Source organism: Ruminococcus flavefaciens ND2009 (assembly GCF_000621785.1).
Classification (GTDB): Bacteria; Bacillota; Clostridia; order Oscillospirales; family Ruminococcaceae; genus Ruminococcus; species Ruminococcus flavefaciens_C.
In genome coordinates, this window is sequence record NZ_KK211346.1 from 677,525 (window position 1) to 697,579 (window position 20,055).

The 20,055-nt window shown below is 49.8% G+C and carries 18 protein-coding genes and 1 other annotated feature; all 18 genes read right to left on the reverse strand.

The window, feature by feature from the left end; all coding sequences use genetic code 11:
* Positions 1 to 7: 7 nt before the first annotated feature.
* The 18 genes from T488_RS0109985 to T488_RS0110070 all read right to left on the reverse strand — a co-directional run bounded on the left by T488_RS0109985 (position 8) and on the right by T488_RS0110070 (position 20,045).
* A complete protein-coding gene (locus T488_RS0109985) occupies positions 8 to 685 on the reverse strand; it encodes a 5'-methylthioadenosine/adenosylhomocysteine nucleosidase (RefSeq protein ID WP_028520666.1) in 678 nt (225 codons plus the stop codon).
* A 173-nt stretch (positions 686 to 858) separates the two neighbouring features.
* Positions 859 to 1,398, reverse strand: coding sequence for a hypothetical protein (locus tag T488_RS0109990; protein WP_028520667.1), 540 nt, complete (start codon positions 1,396 to 1,398; stop codon positions 859 to 861).
* On the reverse strand, positions 1,398 to 2,177 hold the full coding sequence (locus T488_RS0109995) for an SDR family NAD(P)-dependent oxidoreductase (protein ID WP_028520668.1): 780 nt from the start codon (positions 2,175 to 2,177) through the stop codon (positions 1,398 to 1,400). Before T488_RS0109995 ends, T488_RS0109990 begins: the two co-directional genes overlap by 1 nt.
* A gap of 14 nt (positions 2,178 to 2,191) precedes the next feature.
* Positions 2,192 to 3,322, reverse strand: a complete 1,131-nt coding sequence (locus T488_RS0110000) for a DHHW family protein (protein ID WP_028520669.1) — start codon at positions 3,320 to 3,322, stop codon at positions 2,192 to 2,194.
* Positions 3,323 to 3,335: 13 nt separating this feature from the next.
* A complete protein-coding gene (locus T488_RS0110005) occupies positions 3,336 to 4,715 on the reverse strand; it encodes a hypothetical protein (RefSeq protein WP_028520670.1) in 1,380 nt (459 codons plus the stop codon).
* The gene (locus T488_RS0110010) at positions 4,705 to 5,304 is read right to left on the reverse strand and encodes a toprim domain-containing protein (protein ID WP_028520671.1); all 600 of its coding nucleotides are present in this window, start codon (positions 5,302 to 5,304) and stop codon (positions 4,705 to 4,707) included. Before T488_RS0110010 ends, T488_RS0110005 begins: the two co-directional genes overlap by 11 nt.
* Before the next feature lie 11 nt (positions 5,305 to 5,315).
* Positions 5,316 to 6,398, reverse strand: a complete 1,083-nt coding sequence (gene holA / locus T488_RS0110015; protein ID WP_028520672.1) for a DNA polymerase III subunit delta — start codon at positions 6,396 to 6,398, stop codon at positions 5,316 to 5,318.
* Positions 6,398 to 8,443, reverse strand: coding sequence for a ComEC/Rec2 family competence protein (locus tag T488_RS0110020; protein WP_028520673.1), 2,046 nt, complete (start codon positions 8,441 to 8,443; stop codon positions 6,398 to 6,400). Before T488_RS0110020 ends, holA begins: the two co-directional genes overlap by 1 nt.
* An 11-nt stretch (positions 8,444 to 8,454) precedes the next feature.
* Positions 8,455 to 8,994: a phosphoribosyltransferase family protein gene (locus tag T488_RS0110025; RefSeq protein ID WP_028520674.1), complete on the reverse strand. Its 540-nt coding sequence runs from the start codon at positions 8,992 to 8,994 to the stop codon at positions 8,455 to 8,457.
* Positions 8,995 to 9,005: 11 nt separating this feature from the next.
* Positions 9,006 to 9,359 carry a histidine triad nucleotide-binding protein gene (locus tag T488_RS0110030; RefSeq protein ID WP_028520675.1) on the reverse strand — a complete coding sequence of 118 codons (354 nt, stop codon included), beginning with the start codon at positions 9,357 to 9,359 and terminating at the stop codon, positions 9,006 to 9,008.
* 42 nt (positions 9,360 to 9,401) lie between these two features.
* On the reverse strand, positions 9,402 to 12,032 hold the full coding sequence (alaS, locus tag T488_RS0110035) for an alanine--tRNA ligase (protein ID WP_028520676.1): 2,631 nt from the start codon (positions 12,030 to 12,032) through the stop codon (positions 9,402 to 9,404).
* Positions 12,033 to 12,091: 59 nt separating this feature from the next.
* Positions 12,092 to 12,288, reverse strand: a binding site (T-box leader).
* 58 nt (positions 12,289 to 12,346) lie between these two features.
* Positions 12,347 to 13,951, reverse strand: a complete 1,605-nt coding sequence (locus tag T488_RS0110040) for a peptidoglycan D,D-transpeptidase FtsI family protein (protein WP_028520677.1) — start codon at positions 13,949 to 13,951, stop codon at positions 12,347 to 12,349.
* 131 nt (positions 13,952 to 14,082) lie between these two features.
* Entirely contained in the window at positions 14,083 to 14,517 is a 435-nt protein-coding gene (gene dtd / locus T488_RS0110045; RefSeq protein ID WP_028520678.1) for a D-aminoacyl-tRNA deacylase, read from the reverse strand.
* Between the two features lie 6 nt (positions 14,518 to 14,523).
* Positions 14,524 to 16,494 carry a beta-galactosidase gene (locus T488_RS0110050; protein WP_028520679.1) on the reverse strand — a complete coding sequence of 657 codons (1,971 nt, stop codon included), beginning with the start codon at positions 16,492 to 16,494 and terminating at the stop codon, positions 14,524 to 14,526.
* Positions 16,495 to 16,510: 16 nt separating this feature from the next.
* A complete protein-coding gene (locus tag T488_RS0110055) occupies positions 16,511 to 17,047 on the reverse strand; it encodes a histidine phosphatase family protein (protein ID WP_028520680.1) in 537 nt (178 codons plus the stop codon).
* Positions 17,048 to 17,060: 13 nt separating this feature from the next.
* Entirely contained in the window at positions 17,061 to 18,722 is a 1,662-nt protein-coding gene (gene recN / locus T488_RS0110060; RefSeq protein ID WP_028520681.1) for a DNA repair protein RecN, read from the reverse strand.
* A 9-nt stretch (positions 18,723 to 18,731) separates the two neighbouring features.
* Complete coding sequence (gene argR / locus T488_RS0110065) at positions 18,732 to 19,175, reverse strand: arginine repressor (protein WP_028520682.1); 444 nt, start codon at positions 19,173 to 19,175, stop codon at positions 18,732 to 18,734.
* A 15-nt stretch (positions 19,176 to 19,190) separates the two neighbouring features.
* Complete coding sequence (locus tag T488_RS0110070) at positions 19,191 to 20,045, reverse strand: NAD(+)/NADH kinase (RefSeq protein ID WP_028520683.1); 855 nt, start codon at positions 20,043 to 20,045, stop codon at positions 19,191 to 19,193.
* Positions 20,046 to 20,055: the final 10 nt, after the last annotated feature.

Consider the following 20,055-nt stretch of genomic DNA (forward strand, 5'->3'; position numbering starts at 1 on the left):
ACTCCTTTCAAAGCAGCTCTGCCATGCGAAGAACTATCTCCGCAACACGCTTGGCTGCAATCTTTTCAAATTCGTCAAATGACATTGCTCCCTCATCATCTGCATTATCGGAAATGCAGCGAACGCTCACATAAGGAAGCTCATTGAGATAGCAGCAGTGTCCTACTGCCGCACTCTCCATATCAACGGCATAGGGATCAAATCTCTCCTGGATAGAATTCTTCACCTCATTGCTGGAGATGAACGCTTCTCCCGAAACGATCCTGCCTCTGAAGGAATTCACGCCGAACTCGGCGCACACCTTTTCTGCTGTATCCATAAGCACTGCATCTGCCTTGAATATTGCGCAGTAGGGAGGGTAATCCTTGAGGAAATGGAGGTCCAGATCGTGAGGGAGCACCTCAGTGGAGATAACTATATCGCAGACCTTGACTGCACTGTTCATACCGCCTGCAATACCTGTGTTGATGACACAATCGGGGTGGAAATTATCTATCATGACCTGTGTACAAAGTGCTGCGTTCACCTTTGCGATACCACAGCAGGCATTGACAACAGTCTTGCCGTTTCTTTCGTTAATATAGAAATCGAAGCCCGAGATCCTCTTTATCTCAGCTTTGCCGAGTATTTCTCTTATATCAGCAAGTTCTGACGGCATTGCTCCGATTATAGCTATAGTCTTCATTGTTATCACTCCTGAACAAAAATTATATATTTATTATAACACACAATTATGAAAAAAGCAACACTAACGGGATAATAAATCTGTTTTGAAGCTATTCTGCGAAAAATATATTACATCTCACTCAGAAGTTCACATAAAAAAGACCGCTCCGATGATAATACAAACGGTGCGGTCTATCTTTTGCGTTTGAACCTCGGCAAGAGTCTTTTCTTGTAAAGCCTGTACATGACGTCAAGGTCGAGGTCATATACAAGGAAGATAAAGTTGCTTATACCAAGCATTATGTATGCCCCGTATCTGCCGAAGTCGCTGAATTCATCAAGCATCTCATCAAGTCCGAATATATATACTGTAACGTAAAAATAACCGATTATGCAGATATTGAACAGTATCAGCTTTACCGCCAGTCTTATGAGCCTCAGCGGTATCTTCTGTATATAGAACCTGACTATGGGATAATGCCCGAAGAACATTATGAATATCAGTGCGGCTTCCTTATCGAAGGTTATGATAAGAGAAAGCAGGCTTACTGCAAGATAGGTCAGGAATGCCCATGGGATATTGACCTCAACAGCTATTATCATAAGCAGTATGCCTGCTATTCCGGGAAGCAGCAGATAAAGCGCAGGGATAACTCCCGCCAGGAACATCGTCACAAGACAAAGTGCGGAAACTATTCCTCCCAGCGCTACTCTGTAGCTTATGTCTCTCATTATTTAAGTGCCTTGTCCTTTCCGTCGGCAGTTTTCTTTGCCTGCTGTATATTGTATACGATAGCAGAGAGAAGCTTATGGGGCAGGAAACGCGAGCCCCAAGTGCTGAGCTTCACTGTGAGTCCGGGGATCGCGAAGAACTTTCCCGTAACCGCCTTGTGGATAGCACACTCTGCGGCGTAATCAGCGGTTATGGGCTTCATTGAAAAGCTTACTCCCGCACGGTTATTGAAGTTGGTGGAAACGGGTCCGGGACAGAGAACTGTTATGGTAACATTTGACCTGTCTCTGCGGAGCTCCTCATATATAGCCAGTGAAAGACGGAGAACATAGTTCTTGGAGGCGTAGTACGTTGCCATAAGAGGCCCCGACATAAATCCTGCGGCAGAAGCCACGTTGAGTATAGTTCCGTGATCCTGCTTCTTGAAGTCGCGGAGGAAAAGCTTGGTCAGTATATGAAGTGCGGTGATATTGACGTTTATCATGTTGAGCTCGTCCTCAAGGTCTGTTTCATCAAACTTGCCGAAGATTCCGTAGCCTGCGTTGTTAACGAGCATATCAACTTCCTTGTCCTTGCAGAAGTTATATACCCTGAAGACCTCCTCACGCTTTGACAAATCGGCTGAGATTATCTCCGTGCCCTTACCCAGAGTTTTCTGCATTTCTCTGAGAGCTTCCTCGTTTCTTCCTGTGAGTATGAGCTCCCAGCCTCGTTTTGCAAGCTTTCTCGCAATGCTCTGTCCTATTCCCGATGTTGCTCCTGTAACTAATGCCTTCATTCATATCATTCCTTTCACTCTATTATTTTTGACAGCATTTTCCTGTCTCCGAGAGAGTCTATGCCGAACAGGAAAAGGGTCTGTTCATATTCATTCGGGTCAACATAAGCGGACATACCGCCGCTCATGACCGAGGGATCCAAAACTGTTATCTCGCTGTAATGCTGAAGCAGGAAGGGTACGAAGCAGTCTGCAAAGCTGTCCTTGATAACAAGGAGCTTTTTGTCCGTATTGGCAGAGGTGGTTATCCTCATTACGGGTACGGGCTCGCCCAGGTACATTGAGTACATATCCCCTGTTTCAAGCCTGCTTTTATCGAAGATCTTTCCCTCTGCATTGATGCCGTCCCTGCGGACAACTATACAGGAGGTCACCTCAGCGCCTTCGCGGTATTCAAAAACGTCCATAATATCAGCTCTCGGAGCCTTTGACATTGTCCTGTTATAGAGGTCGCCGCGGAAGTTATCGGTAACGTGCTCGATAGAGAATTTATCATAGGCAGTGGGGATTATTCCAAGCTTCTGTATCACTGTCTTGTATACACAGTATGCCCCATAGCTGGTCCATTTAGTATCGCTGCGGTAATAAATGTAGTTATCCTTCAGCATTTTCAGTATATTGTATGCGTCTATCTTTCTTATATCGCCGTCCAGCGCCTCATAGAGCTCACTGATCTGCTGGCTCTCGGAAGGACCTGTGATATGGCTTGGTAGCACATCTCCGTATACTCCCGCAGATGTAGGTATAGCCGCAAAATACACCATGCCGTCATAGTTTTCGGCAAAGTTCTCAAATATATCAGCTGAGGCAACAGGCTCAGCATCGCTGCTCTGCTCGGCGTTTATAAGCCTTTCCTCACTTACATAGACTCCGTTGACTATGCTCTCGGAAAGCTCCTTCTGAATGAGAGTGCTTCCCACGAGCCAGCTGCTCCTGCCTGCGAAGTGGTCTGTCATGCAGCGGTCAAGCTTTTCAGCCGTGCGTCCGTCATAGAACTCCCCTGCTTTTATTGTGGGAGCAGCTGCCAGCGGACGGTTCTCATCCACCGAATAGTCCTTCTTTTTGCCGAAGAAGGTACAAACGGAAAAAATTGCAATAAACACAATGGTGAGAAGTGCGGTTATCTTACTTATGATCCTGTTCATAGCTCCACCTTCCTTACAGCTTCATCAGAAGCATATCCGAGCTTCCGCTGTATGACATAAGAGCAGTACAAACAATGAGTACCGCCAGTATAAGAACAGGTGAGACCGCCATTATCGCAGTCCTTACCCTGTTCCTTTCCGAACGTGTCATGAGATTTCTGAACAGATCCGTGGAAGCGTACATGGTCACGAGCAGAAGCACTATATATGACTTGAAAAGGTAAAATCCCTGGGTATCTGCTATAGCTCCGTTACCGCCCACCATGGCAAAAAGGTAGCTCACCGAATATCCCGCGCTATCCGACGACAGGAAAACTCCTGCTATAATGACCGTCAGAAATGTATAGATGATCCCTGTAGGGTTCATTATCTTTTTTCTCAGGAACCTGCTCTCGATAATTACAGCCGTACCGATGATAACGCCCCAGATGATACCGTTAAGGTCAACGGTATACCAGAAGCCGAAGAGTCCCCAGCCTAAGACGAATACTGCCTCACGCATCCATCTTTTTCTGCATACGCTGTAAATCGGCTTGGTTATATAGCGCCTGAGCCACTGTGTGACCTGGGACTGCCAGCGGGCTGCAAAGTATCTGAGCCTTATGCTGAGCAGCGGATAGTTGAAGCTCTGGGGGAATTTCAGTCCATAGAGGTATGCAATTCCCGTACCCATATCCGCAAATCCCGAGAGCACAAAGTAAAGGCAGAGTATATATGCCGCTGCTCCCAGCCAGGCAGTAAGTGCTGATATTTCCTTTACGGATGTGCTGAAGGCAGCTGTGTAAAGCATATAAAGGTTGTCCGCAGCTATGACCTTTTTGGCAAGTCCCTTCACGAATACTGTCATTCCCACACCCATGCCAGAAAGGGTCTCCCTTCGGTTGTTCAGTATATTGGTGAATACCCTGTACCTTAGGAGAGGTCCCATGATAAGCCTTGGGAAAAACATGATATACAGCGCAAAACGCACCATGTTCCTGTCAGCCTTTATCCTGCCCTTGTAGACGTCTATGAGAGTACCTATAGCTCCCAGGGCAAAAAAGGAAATTCCCACGGGATAAAAGCTCCCGGGCGCCCTTATCATTCTGTGGAGCCAGGTGAAATACTCTGTTCTGAAGGCGAATACGGCAATGAGGTCTATGATTATACCTGCCGCAAGAGGAACTGCCGCAACCTTTTCGTTTCTGCGCGAAAGACTTATCAGGTGCATGAAGATGTAGTTGACAGCCGCAAAAGCTACAACAAATATGAAAAAATACAGGCTTATAAGGCAGCAGAACGCCCCGCTTAGGAAAAGCAGCGCCATCTCACGAAGCTTCTTAGGCGTGATATAGTACAGCAGTAATGAAACGGGCAGGAAACCGTATATGAACAGCAGACTGCTATATACCATTGCTCTCCTCCTTTATCTCCTCTGTGATACGTGCAAGGCCCGCACTGTCCATCATGGTGGAAAGCACCTCTATGAGAGCCCCTGCGGAAAGCTGTCTCGGCAGACCGAGGTGGACCTGTAGTTTTTCCCGCAGCTCACGGCTGTTCTCGCCGCCGCTGAGTCCCAGCTCATAGAGAGTGAGCTTGGTTATATCCGAACGCTTTCCGCCCTCTGAAGCCGTTATGCCCGACTTCTCAAGAGCTTCCAGAAGCACCTTCGTATCCATGCCCTCAACGCCAAGCTTCCCCTCCGCAGAGGGCTTTACCTTGCGCCTTTCCTTGCCGAAAATATCGGGGATATAAACATTGGTTATCCTTCCGTCGCCGATAGCGCCCTTGATATAGCCGCGTATCTTTCTTCCTGCGGCGTCGGAGTCGGTGAGTATGATTATACCCGTTTTCTTTGCGTAATATCGGATAAGCTCAAGCTTCTCCGTATCCTTGAAAATGCCGAAACCGTTGGTGATTATGATAACTGCGTCAACTATGGAGGAAAGCTTGATCTTGTCGTACTTTCCCTCCACGATTATGGCTTCATCTATCTTTATCATGTTCTCCTCCGCTAATTCTTCGTCATGAGCATTTTTGTTACGGTCTGTTCAAGCACAACCTTCTCGTCACAGCTGCCCGAATTCAGCATTATATTGGTGTCGCGCAGTATCACTATGCACTGCCGCAGCCTTCTTATGCTCATTCTTGAGCTGTCACGAAAGGCGTTCTTTACCTTGAACTCCCAGATATAGCCGAAATCCGCCTTGACATCAGCTATCTGTCTGCCCTTCTTCCTTGCACAGGCAGCGCGGTACATATCTATGAAGGAACCGGTTATGTTGGCGAGAACCGCACCGCGATTATCCCTGTCCTGCATAAGCTCGTCCAGAGCATCAAAGGCAGCCCGCTTGTTGAAGGCTGCCACGGCGTCTGCAAGCCTGAAAAAAGTGGCGTCGCTCTGCCTGTGTACCAGGTTATGCAGAACATCAGAGGTTATCTCGTTCTTTCCTGCGTAGGCGCAGAGCTTGTCTATCTCATTGCGGATAGTGAGGGTGTCGGACTGACACATCTCCGCAAGCTCACGGGCATTGTCAAGAGAGATAAGACTGCCCCTTGCGGAGACGCTGGCAGCTATATCCTTTGCAAGCTCGTTTTCCGTCTTTATGGGGCACTCCACCGACTCGCCCACCTTGGCAGCGAGATCGGAAAGTTTCTTGTTCCTGTCCTTGATAACCGATCTACCCGTTTTGAAATCGTTCTTAACAGGCACCTCAAAGCCTGTGACATTAAAGATGACAACGGTCTGGGGCGGTATATCCTTCAGGGCGTCCATGACCTTCTTGTTTATATCATCAGCTTTGAGACCTACCATGACTTCACGGGGCTTCTCACAGTTGTAATCATTTACAAGAATGCAGTTGTAGTCCGACATCATCGGCATCATCTGTATCATGTCATAGAACTCTGATATGTCGAAATACCGTCCCTCAAGCCTGTTGAGTGCGAAGTCCTCGTTATCCCCCACAGCAGCCTTTATTATCTGCCTGGTCAGCTTTTCCACCTCTGGAACGTTCTTGCCAAAGATATAATACAGATTTTTCAGCTCGCCCTTTTTAAGCTGGGCCTTGATGGTCTTTGGGTCTGTCTGTGGCATTACAGCCTCCTTATATCAAAGCTTCCGTTGTCAGAAAGCCATATCTCGAAATTGTTGCCTTTGTCCGTATATATAACGTTGTCGGGAGCGGTCTCCGCGGCGGCTTTACCGTATACCACAGTAATTCCGCTGCTTTCGGCGCCGTCCTTTCCTGACTTTTCTATGACTACTTCCCCGTCTCTGCCGCTTATTGTAAGAGTACCCTCTGCAAGAGATATGGTGCAGCTGCGGCTCTCTATTGAAAAGCCGTCCTCGCCCATATACTGAAGCTCGGAATAGGGCTCACGGGGTGCACTCTCACCTTCGGCGAGCCAGTTCCCTGTATCAGTGAACTCAAATGCGCCAAGATATGAAGCGTAAGCGGACTCTGCCCTGTTGGAGAGAAGGATCGTATCAACTCTTTCTATTCCGCTGCGTGTAAGATATTTCCGAACATACTCAGCTGAGCGATAGTGTCCGCTCAGGTCGGCAACGGTAACAGCTCCCCTGTCATTTATCACGACCGCGGCATTGTTGCCTCTGCCAAGCACTGCAACTATAAGACGGTCATTGTGCTCCATGCGAATGAGACCTGCGGTCACGAACATGAAGACTGCCGCTGCGGAAACTGCTGCAACAGTGAAGCGCCTGCTTCTGAAAACGGCAAAGGCAAACACTACCATAACTGCGCATATAATGAGCCCGTACATGACATAGGAGCTGCCTGCGGAAAAGTGAGTTATCCTCAGCCTTGCAGCTGCATCTGAAATTCGCAGTACCGCGTCATTGATGAGCTTCGCTATGAACAGTATATCAACCACTCCGCCTGTGAGAGCGTAGAGAAGTCCGATAATCATGGAAAATGAACACAGCGGCACCAGCAGCACATTTGTCAGCGGCGAGATAAGAGAGGTCTCGTCAAAATACAAAAGTGACAGTGGAAACACGCAGACGGTAGTACACAGCATGGTGACAAAGCTGACTGCCGCCCTCTGAGGGAAGGTGTCACGGGGCATTTCCTTGGTCATACAGGGTGCGGCAACGCCGATTCCGAAGGTACCTGCCAGTGACATAAGAAATCCTTCATCATATATAGCATAGGGAGACACAAGGCATATCAGCAGAGCGGCTCCTGCAAGTGAATTGAAGGTGTCGTTCTGACGTCTGAAAAGCCGCGCTCCGTAGAGGAAGTTCATCATCACTGCCGCTCTTATGGCTGAAACGGGATAGTTAGCCATAGCAGTCAGAAACAGCAGGAGCACCTCCATTACTGCAAAGGAGATGTACTTATTCACGCGGCAGCGCTTCAGTATGAGCATGAGCACAAGAACTGCCACGGAGACATGAAGTCCCGAAACCGCAAGTACATGACCTATTCCACAGCGATACACGGCAGTCTTAACGTTATAGTCCATGCCGCGCTTCTCGCCGAAGACCATCCCTGCCAGCAGGTCGCCGCTGTCACCGCCGAGAGCCACGCCAAAATCAAATATGATCTGCTCACGGTAGCTGCTTATAAGACGTCTGAGCTTTCGGCTTCGGAACGCCTCAGCTGTAACGTCCTTTGCATTTACAGCCGTGAGGAATACGCCATCAGACCTGTAATAGCTCTCGCTGTCGAAAAGATAGTCCTTTGAGGGCTTTGCGAACTGACAGCTGCCTATTGTGATCATATCACCGCGGTCAGCCTCAAGCTCTCCGCCGTAGAAGCTTATCTTAGCAGCAATATCGCCGTTTATCCTGCCTTCAAGGATATAAGAGGAGTTGTTTCCGCTGTATCGGTATACCTCGGTGACCTCTCCGCGGAAGCTGCCTTCCCTGCCGTCCATTTCTGCGGCGGGTCTGTAGCGGACTTCGGTGTAAATACCGAACACCGAGACCGCAGACACAAAGAATACAGCAAGCATGACATAGTCTCCTGCTTTGAAGCCGTATTTTCTGCCGATCAAAAGAGCTGCTGCCAGAATCAGTGAAAGTATTACGAGAAACGGGATATTTGAAAAAAACGAAGCGAAAAACAATCCCGCCATATACGCTGCCGCAGCTCCAATCATTTTTCGCTTCATAATTCTATTCCTTATTTAAAGAAGAGCGGTAATTTCTCGAGGAAAGCAATATCCTTCCTGTCCGCTGCGTCACCCTCTGCAAGAACAGCGGATCTGCCTGAGATCTCGCCGCCCGCAGCTGCTGTGAGCTTTTCAAGAGCTATGAGAGACTCGCCTGTACTGATAACGTCATCTACCAGGAGCACCTTCTTGCCCTTCAGCATTGCAACCTTTTCCTGCGAGAGGTAAAGTGTCTGCTCTGCTGCTGTGGTGATAGACTTTACAGTTACCGCAATTGGATCTGTCATATAGAGCTTTACGGACTTTCTTGCCACAACATAGGGCTTTCCGCTCTGTCTTGACATCTCATATGCAAGTGGTATTCCCTTTGACTCAGCTGTGAGGATAACGTCAAAATATGGAGACTTGTCCAGGAGCTGTTCTGCGGCTGCAACTGTCAGCTCTACATCTGAGAACATAACGAAAGCCGCAATATCTATCTTGTCATTGAGAGGACAGAGAGGGAGCTCCCTCTCAAGTCCTGCAATAGTCATTTTATATGAACCTGCCATAATAATGCTCCTTATTCAGTTTTGCCGAGGGACTCGGGTCCCCAGCCCATTTTTACGCCGCCGAGAAGGTGAAAGTGCAGGTGCTTCACTGTCTGACCTGCGTCATCACCGCAGTTGTTGATTATGCGGTAGCTCTCATAGCCCTGCTCCCTGGCGATCTTTCCTGCTGCCTCAAATACCTTGGCAACTACAGAGGAGTTCTCCTCAGTGATGTCGTTGGCACTTGTTATATGAACCTTGGGGATTATGAGTATGTGCATGGGGGCGATAGGGGCAATGTCCTTGAAGGCATACACGAATTCGTCCTCATATACCTTTGTGCTTGGTATCTCGCCGTCAATTATCTTACAGAATAAACAGTCCATATTGATCCTCCTCTGTTTTATGGGTCAGTTATCTGACCTTTATTACTTCATTGTATCGGCAACAACGTCTGCAAACTTAGCCATTGCCTCGTCGATCTTGCTTATGTCGCCTGCACCTGCCATAGCGCCGTCGGGCTTTCCGCCGCCCTTGCCGCCTGTTACGGCAGCTATCTCACGGACGATCTTGCCGGCGTTAGCGCCCTTTGCAACAGCGTCCTTGGTGCATACGCAGTAGAATGTACCCTTTTCGCCCATAGTACCGGCAAAGAGTGCGATGATAGCATCATTCTTGTCCTTGACGCTGTCGCCCAGCTTTCTGAGTGCATCGGGTGCAGAGCCGTCCATTCTTGCGGAAACTATCTTCACTCCGCCGACTTCCTTGGCGTTATCGAAGAGAGCAGCTGTCTTGGAATTAGCTATCTGCTGTGTAAGGCTTTCAAGCTTCTTGTCCTTCTCCTTGGACTCAGCTGCCATTGCTGCACACTTCTCGGGAAGCTCATTTACGTTTGCAAGCTTCAGAGCCTTTGCAGACTTGGCGATAGTGCTCTTGAACTCGTTGAGGAGAGCGATAACGTTAAGACCTGTTACAGCCTCGATACGTCTTACGCCTGCTGCAACGGAGCTCTCGGAAACTATCTTGAAGAGTCCGATCTGTGATGTATTGGATACATGAGTACCGCCGCAGAACTCGATGGAGTTATGTGCGGTAACGACTCTTACTGTGTTGCCGTACTTCTCACCGAAGAGAGCCATAGCTCCGAGCTTTCTTGCCTCCTCGATGGGCATTTCCTCCATGGTTACGGGGAATGCGGACATGATCTCGGCATTTACGATGTCCTCCACCTTTGCTATCTCCTCATCGGTCATAGCACTGAAGTGGTTGAAGTCGAAACGGCAAGCCTTCTCGTTGACAAGCTGTCCTGCCTGGTGAACGTGGTCGCCCAGGACCTGTCTGAGTGCGTGCTGGAGAAGATGTGCTGTGGTATGGTTGCGCATGATAGCCATTCTGCGGTCCTTTTCGATCTGAGCAGTAACTTTGTCGCCCTTGGAAAGGCTGCCCTGCTCGATAGTAGCGATGTGGAGGAAGTGTCCCTCGGACTTGATGGTATCGTCAACAGCAGCGATATTTGCGCCATTAAGAAGCATACCTGTATCGCCTACCTGTCCGCCGCTCTCAGCATAGAAAGGAGTAACATCGAGAACGATAACTACATTGTCGCCCTCAACAGCGGTCTCCACCTCAACGCCGTCCCTGTAGATAGCGAGTATCTCAGCACTGTCGGCTTCAAAGTCTGTATAGCCTGTGAATATAGTTGCGGGAGCGTCTACCTTTATGCTGTTGTCAGCCCATGATGAGCCTGCCTTTGCAGCGTGGTCAGCCTTGGCTCTTGCTCTCTGCTCTTTAGCCAGCTCTGTGAAGCGGTCACGGTCAACAGTGTAGCCCTTCTCCTCGCAGATCTCCTCTGTAAGGTCGATGGGGAATCCGTATGTGTCGGAGAGCTTGAAAGCATCGTCACCTGAGAGGACCTTGCCGCCCTCAGCTGCAAGCTTGTCAGTGAACTGGTTGAGGAGCTCTGTACCCTTGTCGATAGTCTTGGCGAAGGCTTCTTCCTCAACGCCGATGATCTTCTTTATGTAGTCACGCTTCTCAGCAAGCTCGGGATAAGCGTTTTCGTTCTCGTTTATAACAGTGTCGCATACATCGCAGAGGAAAGGCTTTGTGATACCCAGGAGCCTTCCGTGACGTGCTGCTCTTCTCAGGAGACGGCGGAGAACATAGCCTCTTCCCTCGTTAGAAGGAAGGATACCGTCGCCTACCATGAATGTAGTGCTTCTGATATGATCGGTGATAACACGGAGAGAAACGTCAGTCTTGGCGTCTTTCTTGTATTCAACGCCTGCTATCTTTGAGATGTGCTTCATTATGTTCTGGACAGTGTCAACCTCGAAGATATTGTCAACGCCCTGCATTACACAGGCAAGTCTCTCAAGACCCATACCTGTATCGATGTTCTTGTTCTTCATCTCAGCATAGTGACCTTCACCGTCGCTGTCGAACTGGCTGAAAACAAGGTTCCAGATCTCGATTACTCTGTCGCAGTCGCTTGCCTGCTCAAAGTTCTCAAAAGGACCGTAAGCCTCGCCTCGGTCGAAATGGATCTCTGAACATGGACCACAGGGACCTGAACCGTGCTCCCAGAAGTTGTCCTTCTTGCCGAGACGGATTATCCTGTCGTGAGGGATACCGATGTGGTTCTCCCAGATCTGCTCAGCCTCGTCATCGCTCTCGAAAATGGTTATCCAGAGTTTCTCAGCAGGGATCTCAAGAGTCTTTGTAAGGAACTCCCACGCCCACTCGATAGCCTCTGTCTTGAAATAGTCACCGAATGAGAAGTTACCAAGCATCTCGAAGTATGTACCGTGACGAGCTGTCTTGCCCACACTTTCGATGTCGGGAGTTCTGATACACTTCTGGCAGGTAGTCACTCTTTTATTGGGAGGAGTAGCCTGTCCCAGGAAGAACTTCTTCAGAGGAGCCATACCCGAATTGATAAGAAGCAGGCTCTTGTCGCCATGAGGAACCAGGGAAGCGCTTGCCATTCTGGTATGGTTCTTGCTTTCAAAGAACGAAAGATACTTTTCACGTAGATCGTTAAGACCTGTCCACTGCATAAATATATCTCCTTTAATAAAAATATAAAACTTAGCAATACAAAAAAAGCCCCGCCGCCAAATGGGACGAAGGCTCTCGTGGTACCACCCAAATTTGAAGGAGCACAGCCCCTTCCTCATTATCCTTAACGCAGAAATACGCCCTGATTTCTCAGAGTAGCTCAGGGGCAGCACCCGTCCTGCGGATAAAGGCTCACACCTGCCGCCTTCTCTCTGTACTCCGCTTACAGACAGTCAATCCCGTCATTGCAATACACATATATTATAACGCTGTTTTTCGAAAATGTCAACTATTTCACAAAAAAATTACTGGATTATTTCTCATTTTCAAGGTCCGCCATCTTCTCGGCTATCCTCCTGAACACAGGTGCGGCAGCGTCATTGCCGTAGCCGCCGTTCTCAATGAGTACCGTAACTGCGTATTTCGGCTTCCTTGCGGGGAAAAATCCTGTTATCCAGGCGTGGCAGAGCTCATCACCTTTCTCGTCGTATCTGCCTGTCTGTGCAGTTGAGGTCTTGGCGCCCACGCTTATCTTCCTGGTCCTCGCCTTTGAATTGTCGTTCTCACGGACCGCAAGTATCATCATCTTCCTGAGGGCTTCGGCGTCCTCGCTGCTCATGACCTCTGATAGCTGAGGAGACTTTTCTCCGCTTACCGCGCTCCCGTCCGCAGTCAGTCCTTTTATTAGCCTCAGCACAGGCATTCGTCCGCCGTTTGCTATTGCGCAGGTAAGCTGAGTTATCTGGAGCGGTGTTGCAGTCAGTCTTCCCTGTCCGAAGGCAAAATTTGCCAGCTCCGCAGGTACGGAAAGCTCATCACAGGTTGGCAGCACTCCTCCGGAGCCCGTAATGCCTGCACAGAGGTAATTTTCCCTGCCGAAGCCAAGATATGTCGCCTTCCGCCTGTACTTTTCAATATCCAGGCACTGCGCCAGGTCTATGAAGTAGGTATTGCATGAGTTGGTCATAGCCTCCGACATATCCTGCAAGCCGTGACCGTCCAGCTTGTGGCAGTTGAACTGTCTGCCGCCGATGTCTATACTGCCGACGCAGCTGTACATATTTCCGCCCAGTCCCTGCTCAAGGGCAGCCGCAGCTGTGACAAGCTTGAAAACGGAGCCCACGCTGTAGGAGTACAGCGCACGGTCTATGAGGGGACACCTGCTGTCCCTGAGTGCCTGCTCCATATTCTCGGGGTCATATCCGGGGAAGCTTGCCATTGCCAGTATATCCCCTGTTTTTATATCAGCACATACTATTGCGCCCGTATCTATATTCCTGCCGCATTCCTCGCATATCCGCTGTATATCTTTGTCAAGAGTGAGGACAACCCCGCTTTTATAGGACTCTGAGCGAAAGACCTTCTTCCCGTCGCCTATGAGGATATTCCCGAAGCCGTCGGTACTGTAGGTGACACTGTTCTGTGGAAGGTCTCCGCGAAGCAGTGAATCATAGGCGTATTCTATGCCGTCAGCTCCGGAGCCGTCGGAAAGATAGCCCACGATATGCCGCGCCGTCTGGTTTTCGGAATACCTGACAGGGACGCTGAATACAGTCAGCCCATCCTCCTCAAGAGCTTTGTCGGTGCAGGGAAACACAAAGGGCTGTCCCTTGTCGAAATCATCAAAGAAGCTTTCCTTGTCAAGAGCATAGGCAGCGGTCTTCTCCCTGTCCAGAGCTGAGGGAACTGCCACCGCCTCCTTTTGCTGCTCAGCGTTGACTATGGGACGCATTTTCCTGTCGTAAATAGTCCCCTGGCAGCTTCCTGCCTCTATAGTGACCGAGTGATCTGTGTAGCTCGCAGGCATAGCTGCCCCCTCATAGGAAATACGGTAGAAATTGCAGGCAAGGACTGCAAAGACGATAAAAAACGCAGCTGTCAGCAGTATAACACCGTGTTCTCCTCTTTTTCTTACCATTTTATCACCTCATGGTAAGTTTTGGCGGCTGCCACCGGTTTATTCAGCTCAGATAAAAAATGCCCCGGGGCGTTTCAGAAGCGCTTCGGGGCATCGTATTACCGACTGATCATTCATGTGTCGGGACTTTTTTATTCAAGTATCACCGTAAAGGGACCATCATTGAGGAGCTCAACCTTCATATCAGCGCCGAAGGAGCCTGTTTCAACGTGCTTGCCCTTGCTGCGGAGATACTCCACGAAATACTCGTACAATGCGTTTGCCTTTTCGGGCTTGGCTGCCTGTATGAAATTGGGACGGTTTCCCTTGCGGCAGTCCGCATACAGCGTAAACTGGGGAACTACAAGCACCTCTCCCCCTACGCTGTCAAGGTCAAGATTTATCTTGTCGTTCTCGTCGGAAAATATGCGCAGTCCCGAGATCTTGTCGGCAAGTCTGCGGCAGTCCTCCTCGGTGTCCTCATGACCGACTCCGAAGAGCAGGAGAAATCCCGTACCGATCTTTCCGATGACCTCGCCGTCAACTCTAACGGAAGCAGAAGTCACCCTTTGTAAAACTATCCTCATCTGTGCCTACTTTCTGACTATTTCCATATCGAAGGGCTTCAGCTTCAGCTTGTCCTTCTCTGTGTCGTCTAAAATGCTGAACATTGCCTTGGGCAGTGTTATATCCGCCTCTTGCTCCGAGTTATTGAAGAAGAAGATATAATCGTCAAGACCGTTGGTCCTTGTAGTGACCTCCACTCCTTTAGGAAGGTCCTTGAGACGGGGGATGCCTGTCTGCTTCATGATATTTCCTGCGAATTTCTCATAGAAGTCCATGTGGCAGACTGTTCCGATATAATATGCAACACCGCTGCAATAGCGGTTCATGGTAACGGCAGGCTTCCCGCTGTAGAAGCTGTCTCTGTACTCGGCGTAGGCACGGGCTGTACCCAGCTCAAGAATATCGCACCACTGTCTGCACTTGTAGGAATTGCCCGCAAAGTCAACAATGGTCTGTTCCTCCTTGCCTATGGGGTCATACTCACTGACCTCGGCGCCGATCATCTCACGGTATACAGTAGGAAGGGGCTCCATTATGCAGTTGTTGCAGGGGTCCTTGACGCCGCTCCTTGCTGTCATGATAACAGTGCCGCCCTTGATGACATAGCGGTAGATGTTCTCCGCAGAATTCTTGTCATAGACGTACATTGAGGGTGCAACCACTGCCTTGTACTTTGAAAGGTCTGAATCGGGAGGAACTATATCCACGTTCACACCATATTTAGAGAAGGCAGCGTGGAAGTATCTCAGCTGCTCAAAGTAACTGAAGCCTTCGGTCTGGGGCTGTATTCTGAATGCAGCAGCATTATCGTGAGAATACAGTATAGCCACGTCGGAAACCAGCTCCGTGGTCTCTATTACGCTGAGCTTCGGAGCTATTCGGCAAAGCTCTGCAAACTCGTTGAATCTGCGCCCGGGAACATTGCTGTGGTCGATAAGACCATGCCAGTACATCTCGGCGCCCTTGTTGGCTGTACGCCAGCGGAAGTGCATGACGGTATCGGCTCCGTGAGCCATTGCCTGGAGGGCATAGCCCTTTATCTGCCCCGGACGGGGCGTGGGTCCCATCGGCATCCAGCTTCCCGTAGGTCCGCTGAGCTGCTCCATGACCCAGAAATTCTTCTGCTTTACGCCTCTCATCATATCAAGATAGAAGGCGTGGGAGCTGCTCATTCCCTCGTCATCGGTAAGTCTCACAGGCGGATAATTGTCATATGAGACAAAGTCAAGATTGCTGAAAAGTTTATAGAAATCGGGAGTATTCTCACTGAAAAGAGTGTTTGTGGTCACCTTTGCCCTGGGATTTTCGCGCTTTATTATCATCGCCATATCGTTGGCGAACTTAGCTGTCATGTCTGCCGAAAATCTGCTGTACTCAAGACAGAGTGCAGGGTTCTGCCATGCCTTAGGGTAGGCATTGGGCGGCTGTATCTGCGATATATCACTGTATTCGCCGCTCCAGACTATATTTCCGAAGGCAGCGTTTATATTGTTGAGGTCATCGTACTTGTCTATGAGCCAGTCACGGAAGAGTCCGCGGCACTCCTCACAGGTACAGGGATAGGACTCCAGCTCGTTGTCTATCTGCCAGGCAGCGATAGCGGGATTGTTGGCATATCTCTTTGCAAGCTGCTCTGTGATACGCTTTGCGTAGTAAAGGAACATTGGCGCGTTAAGGCACCTGTGGGCTCTTATGCCTGTCTGGAGCCTGCTGCCGTCCGCACCTACCTGAACTATATCAGGATAGGTCTCGTACATCCACAGCGGCGGACAGCTTGTGGGAGTACACAGCACTATGCCCATGGCATGGCGTGAGAAGTTGCTTATAGCCTCGTCCAGCCACGTAAAATCAAACTCTCCGTCCTTCGGCTCAAGCCTCGACCAGGCAAACTCTCCAATCCTTACCAGCCTGACACCTGTTCTTGCCATAAGGTCCGCATCAGCCTTCCATAATTCTCTGTCCCATTGTTCGGGATAGTAATCAACGCCTATTTTCATTATATCCCTCCGCTTTTCAGATGTTATATTCAAGCAGTCCGCAGTTGTCCATGAACCAGTTTGAGAACTGCTCATTTGTCATGTCGTTGAAGTAGGTCTCTATAACACGGCAGACTCCGCCGTGTGTGACCATAAGCACAGTCTTATCGCTGTAGTTCGCAATAATATCATCAAGAGCCGAATAGACCCTGTGAGTTAGCTGAAGGAGAGATTCTCCGCTCTTTCCCATTCTCACTCCAAAATTGACCTTATTTTCCGCAAAGCCCTCGGTGAAGCGGCTCTTGCCTTCATAGGAGCCGTAGTCCCACTCGCGGAACCTTTCCTCCGTGACTATTTCAAGTCCGCAGCGCTCCGCCGCTGCACGGGCAGTTTTCTGCGCCCTTTTCATGGGAGAGGCTATGATGATGTCGATAGTTCCCAGCTCAGCTATACGCTCCGCAAGAGCCTCAGCCTGCTGCTCGCCTGTACTGTCAAGGTCAATATCCGTTGTCCCCAGGATGATCTCCTGTTTGTTATATGAGGTCTGTCCGTGTCTTGTGGAATATATCTTCAATATGCTGCCTCCATTAAAGCCCGCAGGCCTTTTTTATCTCTGCACGGGCGTTGTCCAGCATGAGATCGCTGGGGTCCTCACCGCCCATTATCCTTGCTATCTCGGCAACTCTGCCGTCCATATCCAGCTGCATAACGTGAGTCTCAGTGCGGTCGCCCACTATCTGCTTCTCGATGAGCAGATGGTTGTCTGCCATGACCGCTATCTGAGAAAGGTGGGTAACGCAGATGACCTGACGGACACGTCCTATCTCACGGAGCTTTATGCCTATCTTCTGGGCAGCCTTTCCGCTTACACCCGTGTCTATCTCGTCGAATATCATGGTGGGGATAGCGTCCTTGTCAGCGATAACGCTTTTGAGAGCAAGCATTATTCGCGAAAGCTCACCGCCCGAGGCTATCCTGGAGATGGGTCTGGGCTCCTCACCCTTGTTGGCAGAGATGAGAAACTCCACCGTATCCATGCCGTTGACCGTGAGCTTGCCCTTCTCATGCTTTACGGCAATGATAACTCCTGCCATATTGAGGAATTCGAGCTCCTCGGTAACTCTCTTTGTAAAACACTCCGCAACGGTCTCGCGGTAGTCATAGAGTGCCTTTGCCTGCTCCGTCACCTTATGGAGCAGAGCATCACGCTTCTCCGCCAGCTCCTTTATCTCGCTGCCCGAGCCCTCAAGCTGCATTATCTCTCGGCAGGCATCGTCATAGAGCTTTATGAGCCCCTCGCAGTCAGCGGCGTACTTGCGCTTCATCTTGTTTATGTTGTTGAGCCTTGTGCCCAGATATTCAAGGCGCTGACCATCCAACTCCACCTTGTCCGCAAAGGCTTCCAGCTCGGAGGCTATGTCTGCCAGCTCTATCTCAGCGGCAGAGAGCCTTTCGTAAAGGGCTGAAAGCTGTGTGCTGTTATCGGTAAATGCGGCAATTTCTGTCTCTGCCGAGACTATCATATCATTGGCAGTCTCGTCCCCTGTTATAAGGCTGACTGCATTCTTTATAGCTATAAGAGTTTTCTCGGAATTCTTTGCCGTCTCATACTCCTTCTCCAGCTCATCGTCCTCGCCCTCGCGAAGTTCAAGCTCGCCTATATCGTCTATTATCTCGTTGAGAGTACGGCTGCGCTCCAGACGGGACTGCTCCTGCTTTTTCAGCTCGCCGAGTCTGCGGGCAGTCTGCTGAAGCTCGCGGAAGGTCACTCTGTACTCCTTGAGGAGAGTATCGTCGCCGCCGAAATCGTCCAGTATCTGAAGATGCCTGTCACTGTCAAGAAGTATCTGGTTGTCATGCTGTCCGTGGATATTGATGAGCATAGCGCCTATCTCTTTCAGCAGTGCCGCTGAGGCTGTCCTGTGATTGATACGGGAAACGCTTCCTCCGTCTGCGCTTATCTCGCGGGTAACAGTTATCTCGCCTTCATCATGAGCGACGCCAAGCTCGTCAAGCTTAGCACAGACCTCATCGGAAAGCTCGGTAAAAAGCGCGGTTATAACTGCCTTGTCGCAGCCTGTACGGACGATGTCCTTGGTGCAGCGCTGTCCCAGAACAGCGTTGATACCGTTTATGAGTATGGACTTACCTGCACCTGTCTCACCGGTGAAAATATTGAGACGTCTGTCCAGCGGTATCACGGCTTCCTTTATTACCGCCAGATTCTGTATATAGATTTCCTTTAACATTCTGAGAGCTTACCTCCTCGGAAAAAGCTCGCTGCGGAACTTCTTTGAGAGCTTTTTCGCGTCTGCCTCGCTGCGCACGAGAATAAAGATAGTGTCATCGCCTGCGATAGTCCCCACTATGCCCTGATGCTCCACGGAGTCAATGGCGGCACAGGTTCCCTGAGCCATGCCTGCACGGCATTTGAGGACAATGGTATTCATGGCGTAGTCCACCGAGATGACAGCTTCCTCAAACAGAGACTTCTCCGCAGCCGCTGCGGCAGGCAGCGAATAGCGGTAGACTCCGTTCTCGTCCCTCTGCTTGACCAGTGAGAGCTGCTGTATATCCCTTGAAAGGGTAGCCTGAGTGGTCTTTATGCCGCGCTCCGCAAGCAGCTCGATGAGAAGCTCCTGAGTGACAACAGGCTGTTCGGTTATTATTTCGAGAATTGCTTCGTGTCTGCGATTTTTCATAATAAAAGCTGCTCCTTATTTGATGGGCTTACACATTTTCTTGCAGAGAGACTCATGGAAGGAATTTCCGATGAGGTTCACAAAATTGATGTTGTTCTTTCCGCGGCAGATGTCTATTGACTCACCTATGCCGATACTTGCGAAATGCTCACCGTCAACGCTTATGACCATGGAGTCGTCACGGGTGGTGGTATCCCTCATTCTCAGCTTTCGCGATGGACTGAACATGGTGGCTCTCGAGAACAGCGAATGAGGACATATAAGTGTCATTTCTATGCACTCAAGGTCGGGCTCGATAACGGGACCGCCTGCCGAAAGAGCATAGGCTGTAGAGCCCGAAGGAGTGCTGAAAAGCACACCGTCTGCACGGTAGCGTCCAATGAGGTATTCATCTGCGTAGACCTCAAAATCGCATATATGGAAGCTTCCCGACCTTGCAGACACTTCGTTGAGAACAGTTGCAGTAATATCGCCCTGCTCGCTGTGATAGACCACATCGAGGGTCATGCGCTGAGAGATCTCATACTCTCCTGTAGTGAGAAGGCTCAGCTTGTCCAGCTGGTCTGCTTCAAGTCCTGCCATAAAGCCGAGAGTTCCCGTATTTATGCCAAGAAGCTTTGTATCCGTTCCGATAAGGAGCTTTGCACAGCGCAGGATAGTTCCGTCGCCGCCGATAGCCAGCACTATGTCCGCAGTCTTTGCAGACTCGGTTATATCTTCAAATATGATATGGGGCTTATCGGAGAAGTCCTTTCTGAATATCTCGCTTACCGAGACATCTATCCCGCAGTCCGCAAGCACATCACAAGCCTCACGGGCACAGGTGAGGGCATTTGGTTTCTGAAAATTAGGGTACAATGCTGCCTTCATAACCGCACTC

What these genes read in the sequence shown, in the direction of transcription:
- T488_RS0109985 (WP_028520666.1), bottom strand. Translation starts at nt 685, where the DNA reads ATGAAGACTATAGCTATAATCGGAGCAATGCCGTCAGAACTTGCTGAT.
- T488_RS0109990 (WP_028520667.1), bottom strand. Translation starts at nt 1,398, where the DNA reads ATGAGAGACATAAGCTACAGAGTAGCGCTGGGAGGAATAGTTTCCGCA.
- T488_RS0109995 (WP_028520668.1), bottom strand. Translation starts at nt 2,177, where the DNA reads ATGAAGGCATTAGTTACAGGAGCAACATCGGGAATAGGACAGAGCATT.
- T488_RS0110000 (WP_028520669.1), bottom strand. Translation starts at nt 3,322, where the DNA reads ATGAACAGGATCATAAGTAAGATAACCGCACTTCTCACCATTGTGTTT.
- T488_RS0110005 (WP_028520670.1), bottom strand. Translation starts at nt 4,715, where the DNA reads ATGGTATATAGCAGTCTGCTGTTCATATACGGTTTCCTGCCCGTTTCA.
- T488_RS0110010 (WP_028520671.1), bottom strand. Translation starts at nt 5,304, where the DNA reads ATGATAAAGATAGATGAAGCCATAATCGTGGAGGGAAAGTACGACAAG.
- holA (WP_028520672.1), bottom strand. Translation starts at nt 6,398, where the DNA reads ATGCCACAGACAGACCCAAAGACCATCAAGGCCCAGCTTAAAAAGGGC.
- T488_RS0110020 (WP_028520673.1), bottom strand. Translation starts at nt 8,443, where the DNA reads ATGAAGCGAAAAATGATTGGAGCTGCGGCAGCGTATATGGCGGGATTG.
- T488_RS0110025 (WP_028520674.1), bottom strand. Translation starts at nt 8,994, where the DNA reads ATGGCAGGTTCATATAAAATGACTATTGCAGGACTTGAGAGGGAGCTC.
- T488_RS0110030 (WP_028520675.1), bottom strand. Translation starts at nt 9,359, where the DNA reads ATGGACTGTTTATTCTGTAAGATAATTGACGGCGAGATACCAAGCACA.
- alaS (WP_028520676.1), bottom strand. Translation starts at nt 12,032, where the DNA reads ATGCAGTGGACAGGTCTTAACGATCTACGTGAAAAGTATCTTTCGTTC.
- T488_RS0110040 (WP_028520677.1), bottom strand. Translation starts at nt 13,951, where the DNA reads ATGGTAAGAAAAAGAGGAGAACACGGTGTTATACTGCTGACAGCTGCG.
- dtd (WP_028520678.1), bottom strand. Translation starts at nt 14,517, where the DNA reads ATGAGGATAGTTTTACAAAGGGTGACTTCTGCTTCCGTTAGAGTTGAC.
- T488_RS0110050 (WP_028520679.1), bottom strand. Translation starts at nt 16,494, where the DNA reads ATGAAAATAGGCGTTGATTACTATCCCGAACAATGGGACAGAGAATTA.
- recN (WP_028520681.1), bottom strand. Translation starts at nt 18,722, where the DNA reads ATGTTAAAGGAAATCTATATACAGAATCTGGCGGTAATAAAGGAAGCC.
- argR (WP_028520682.1), bottom strand. Translation starts at nt 19,175, where the DNA reads ATGAAAAATCGCAGACACGAAGCAATTCTCGAAATAATAACCGAACAG.
- T488_RS0110070 (WP_028520683.1), bottom strand. Translation starts at nt 20,045, where the DNA reads ATGAAGGCAGCATTGTACCCTAATTTTCAGAAACCAAATGCCCTCACC.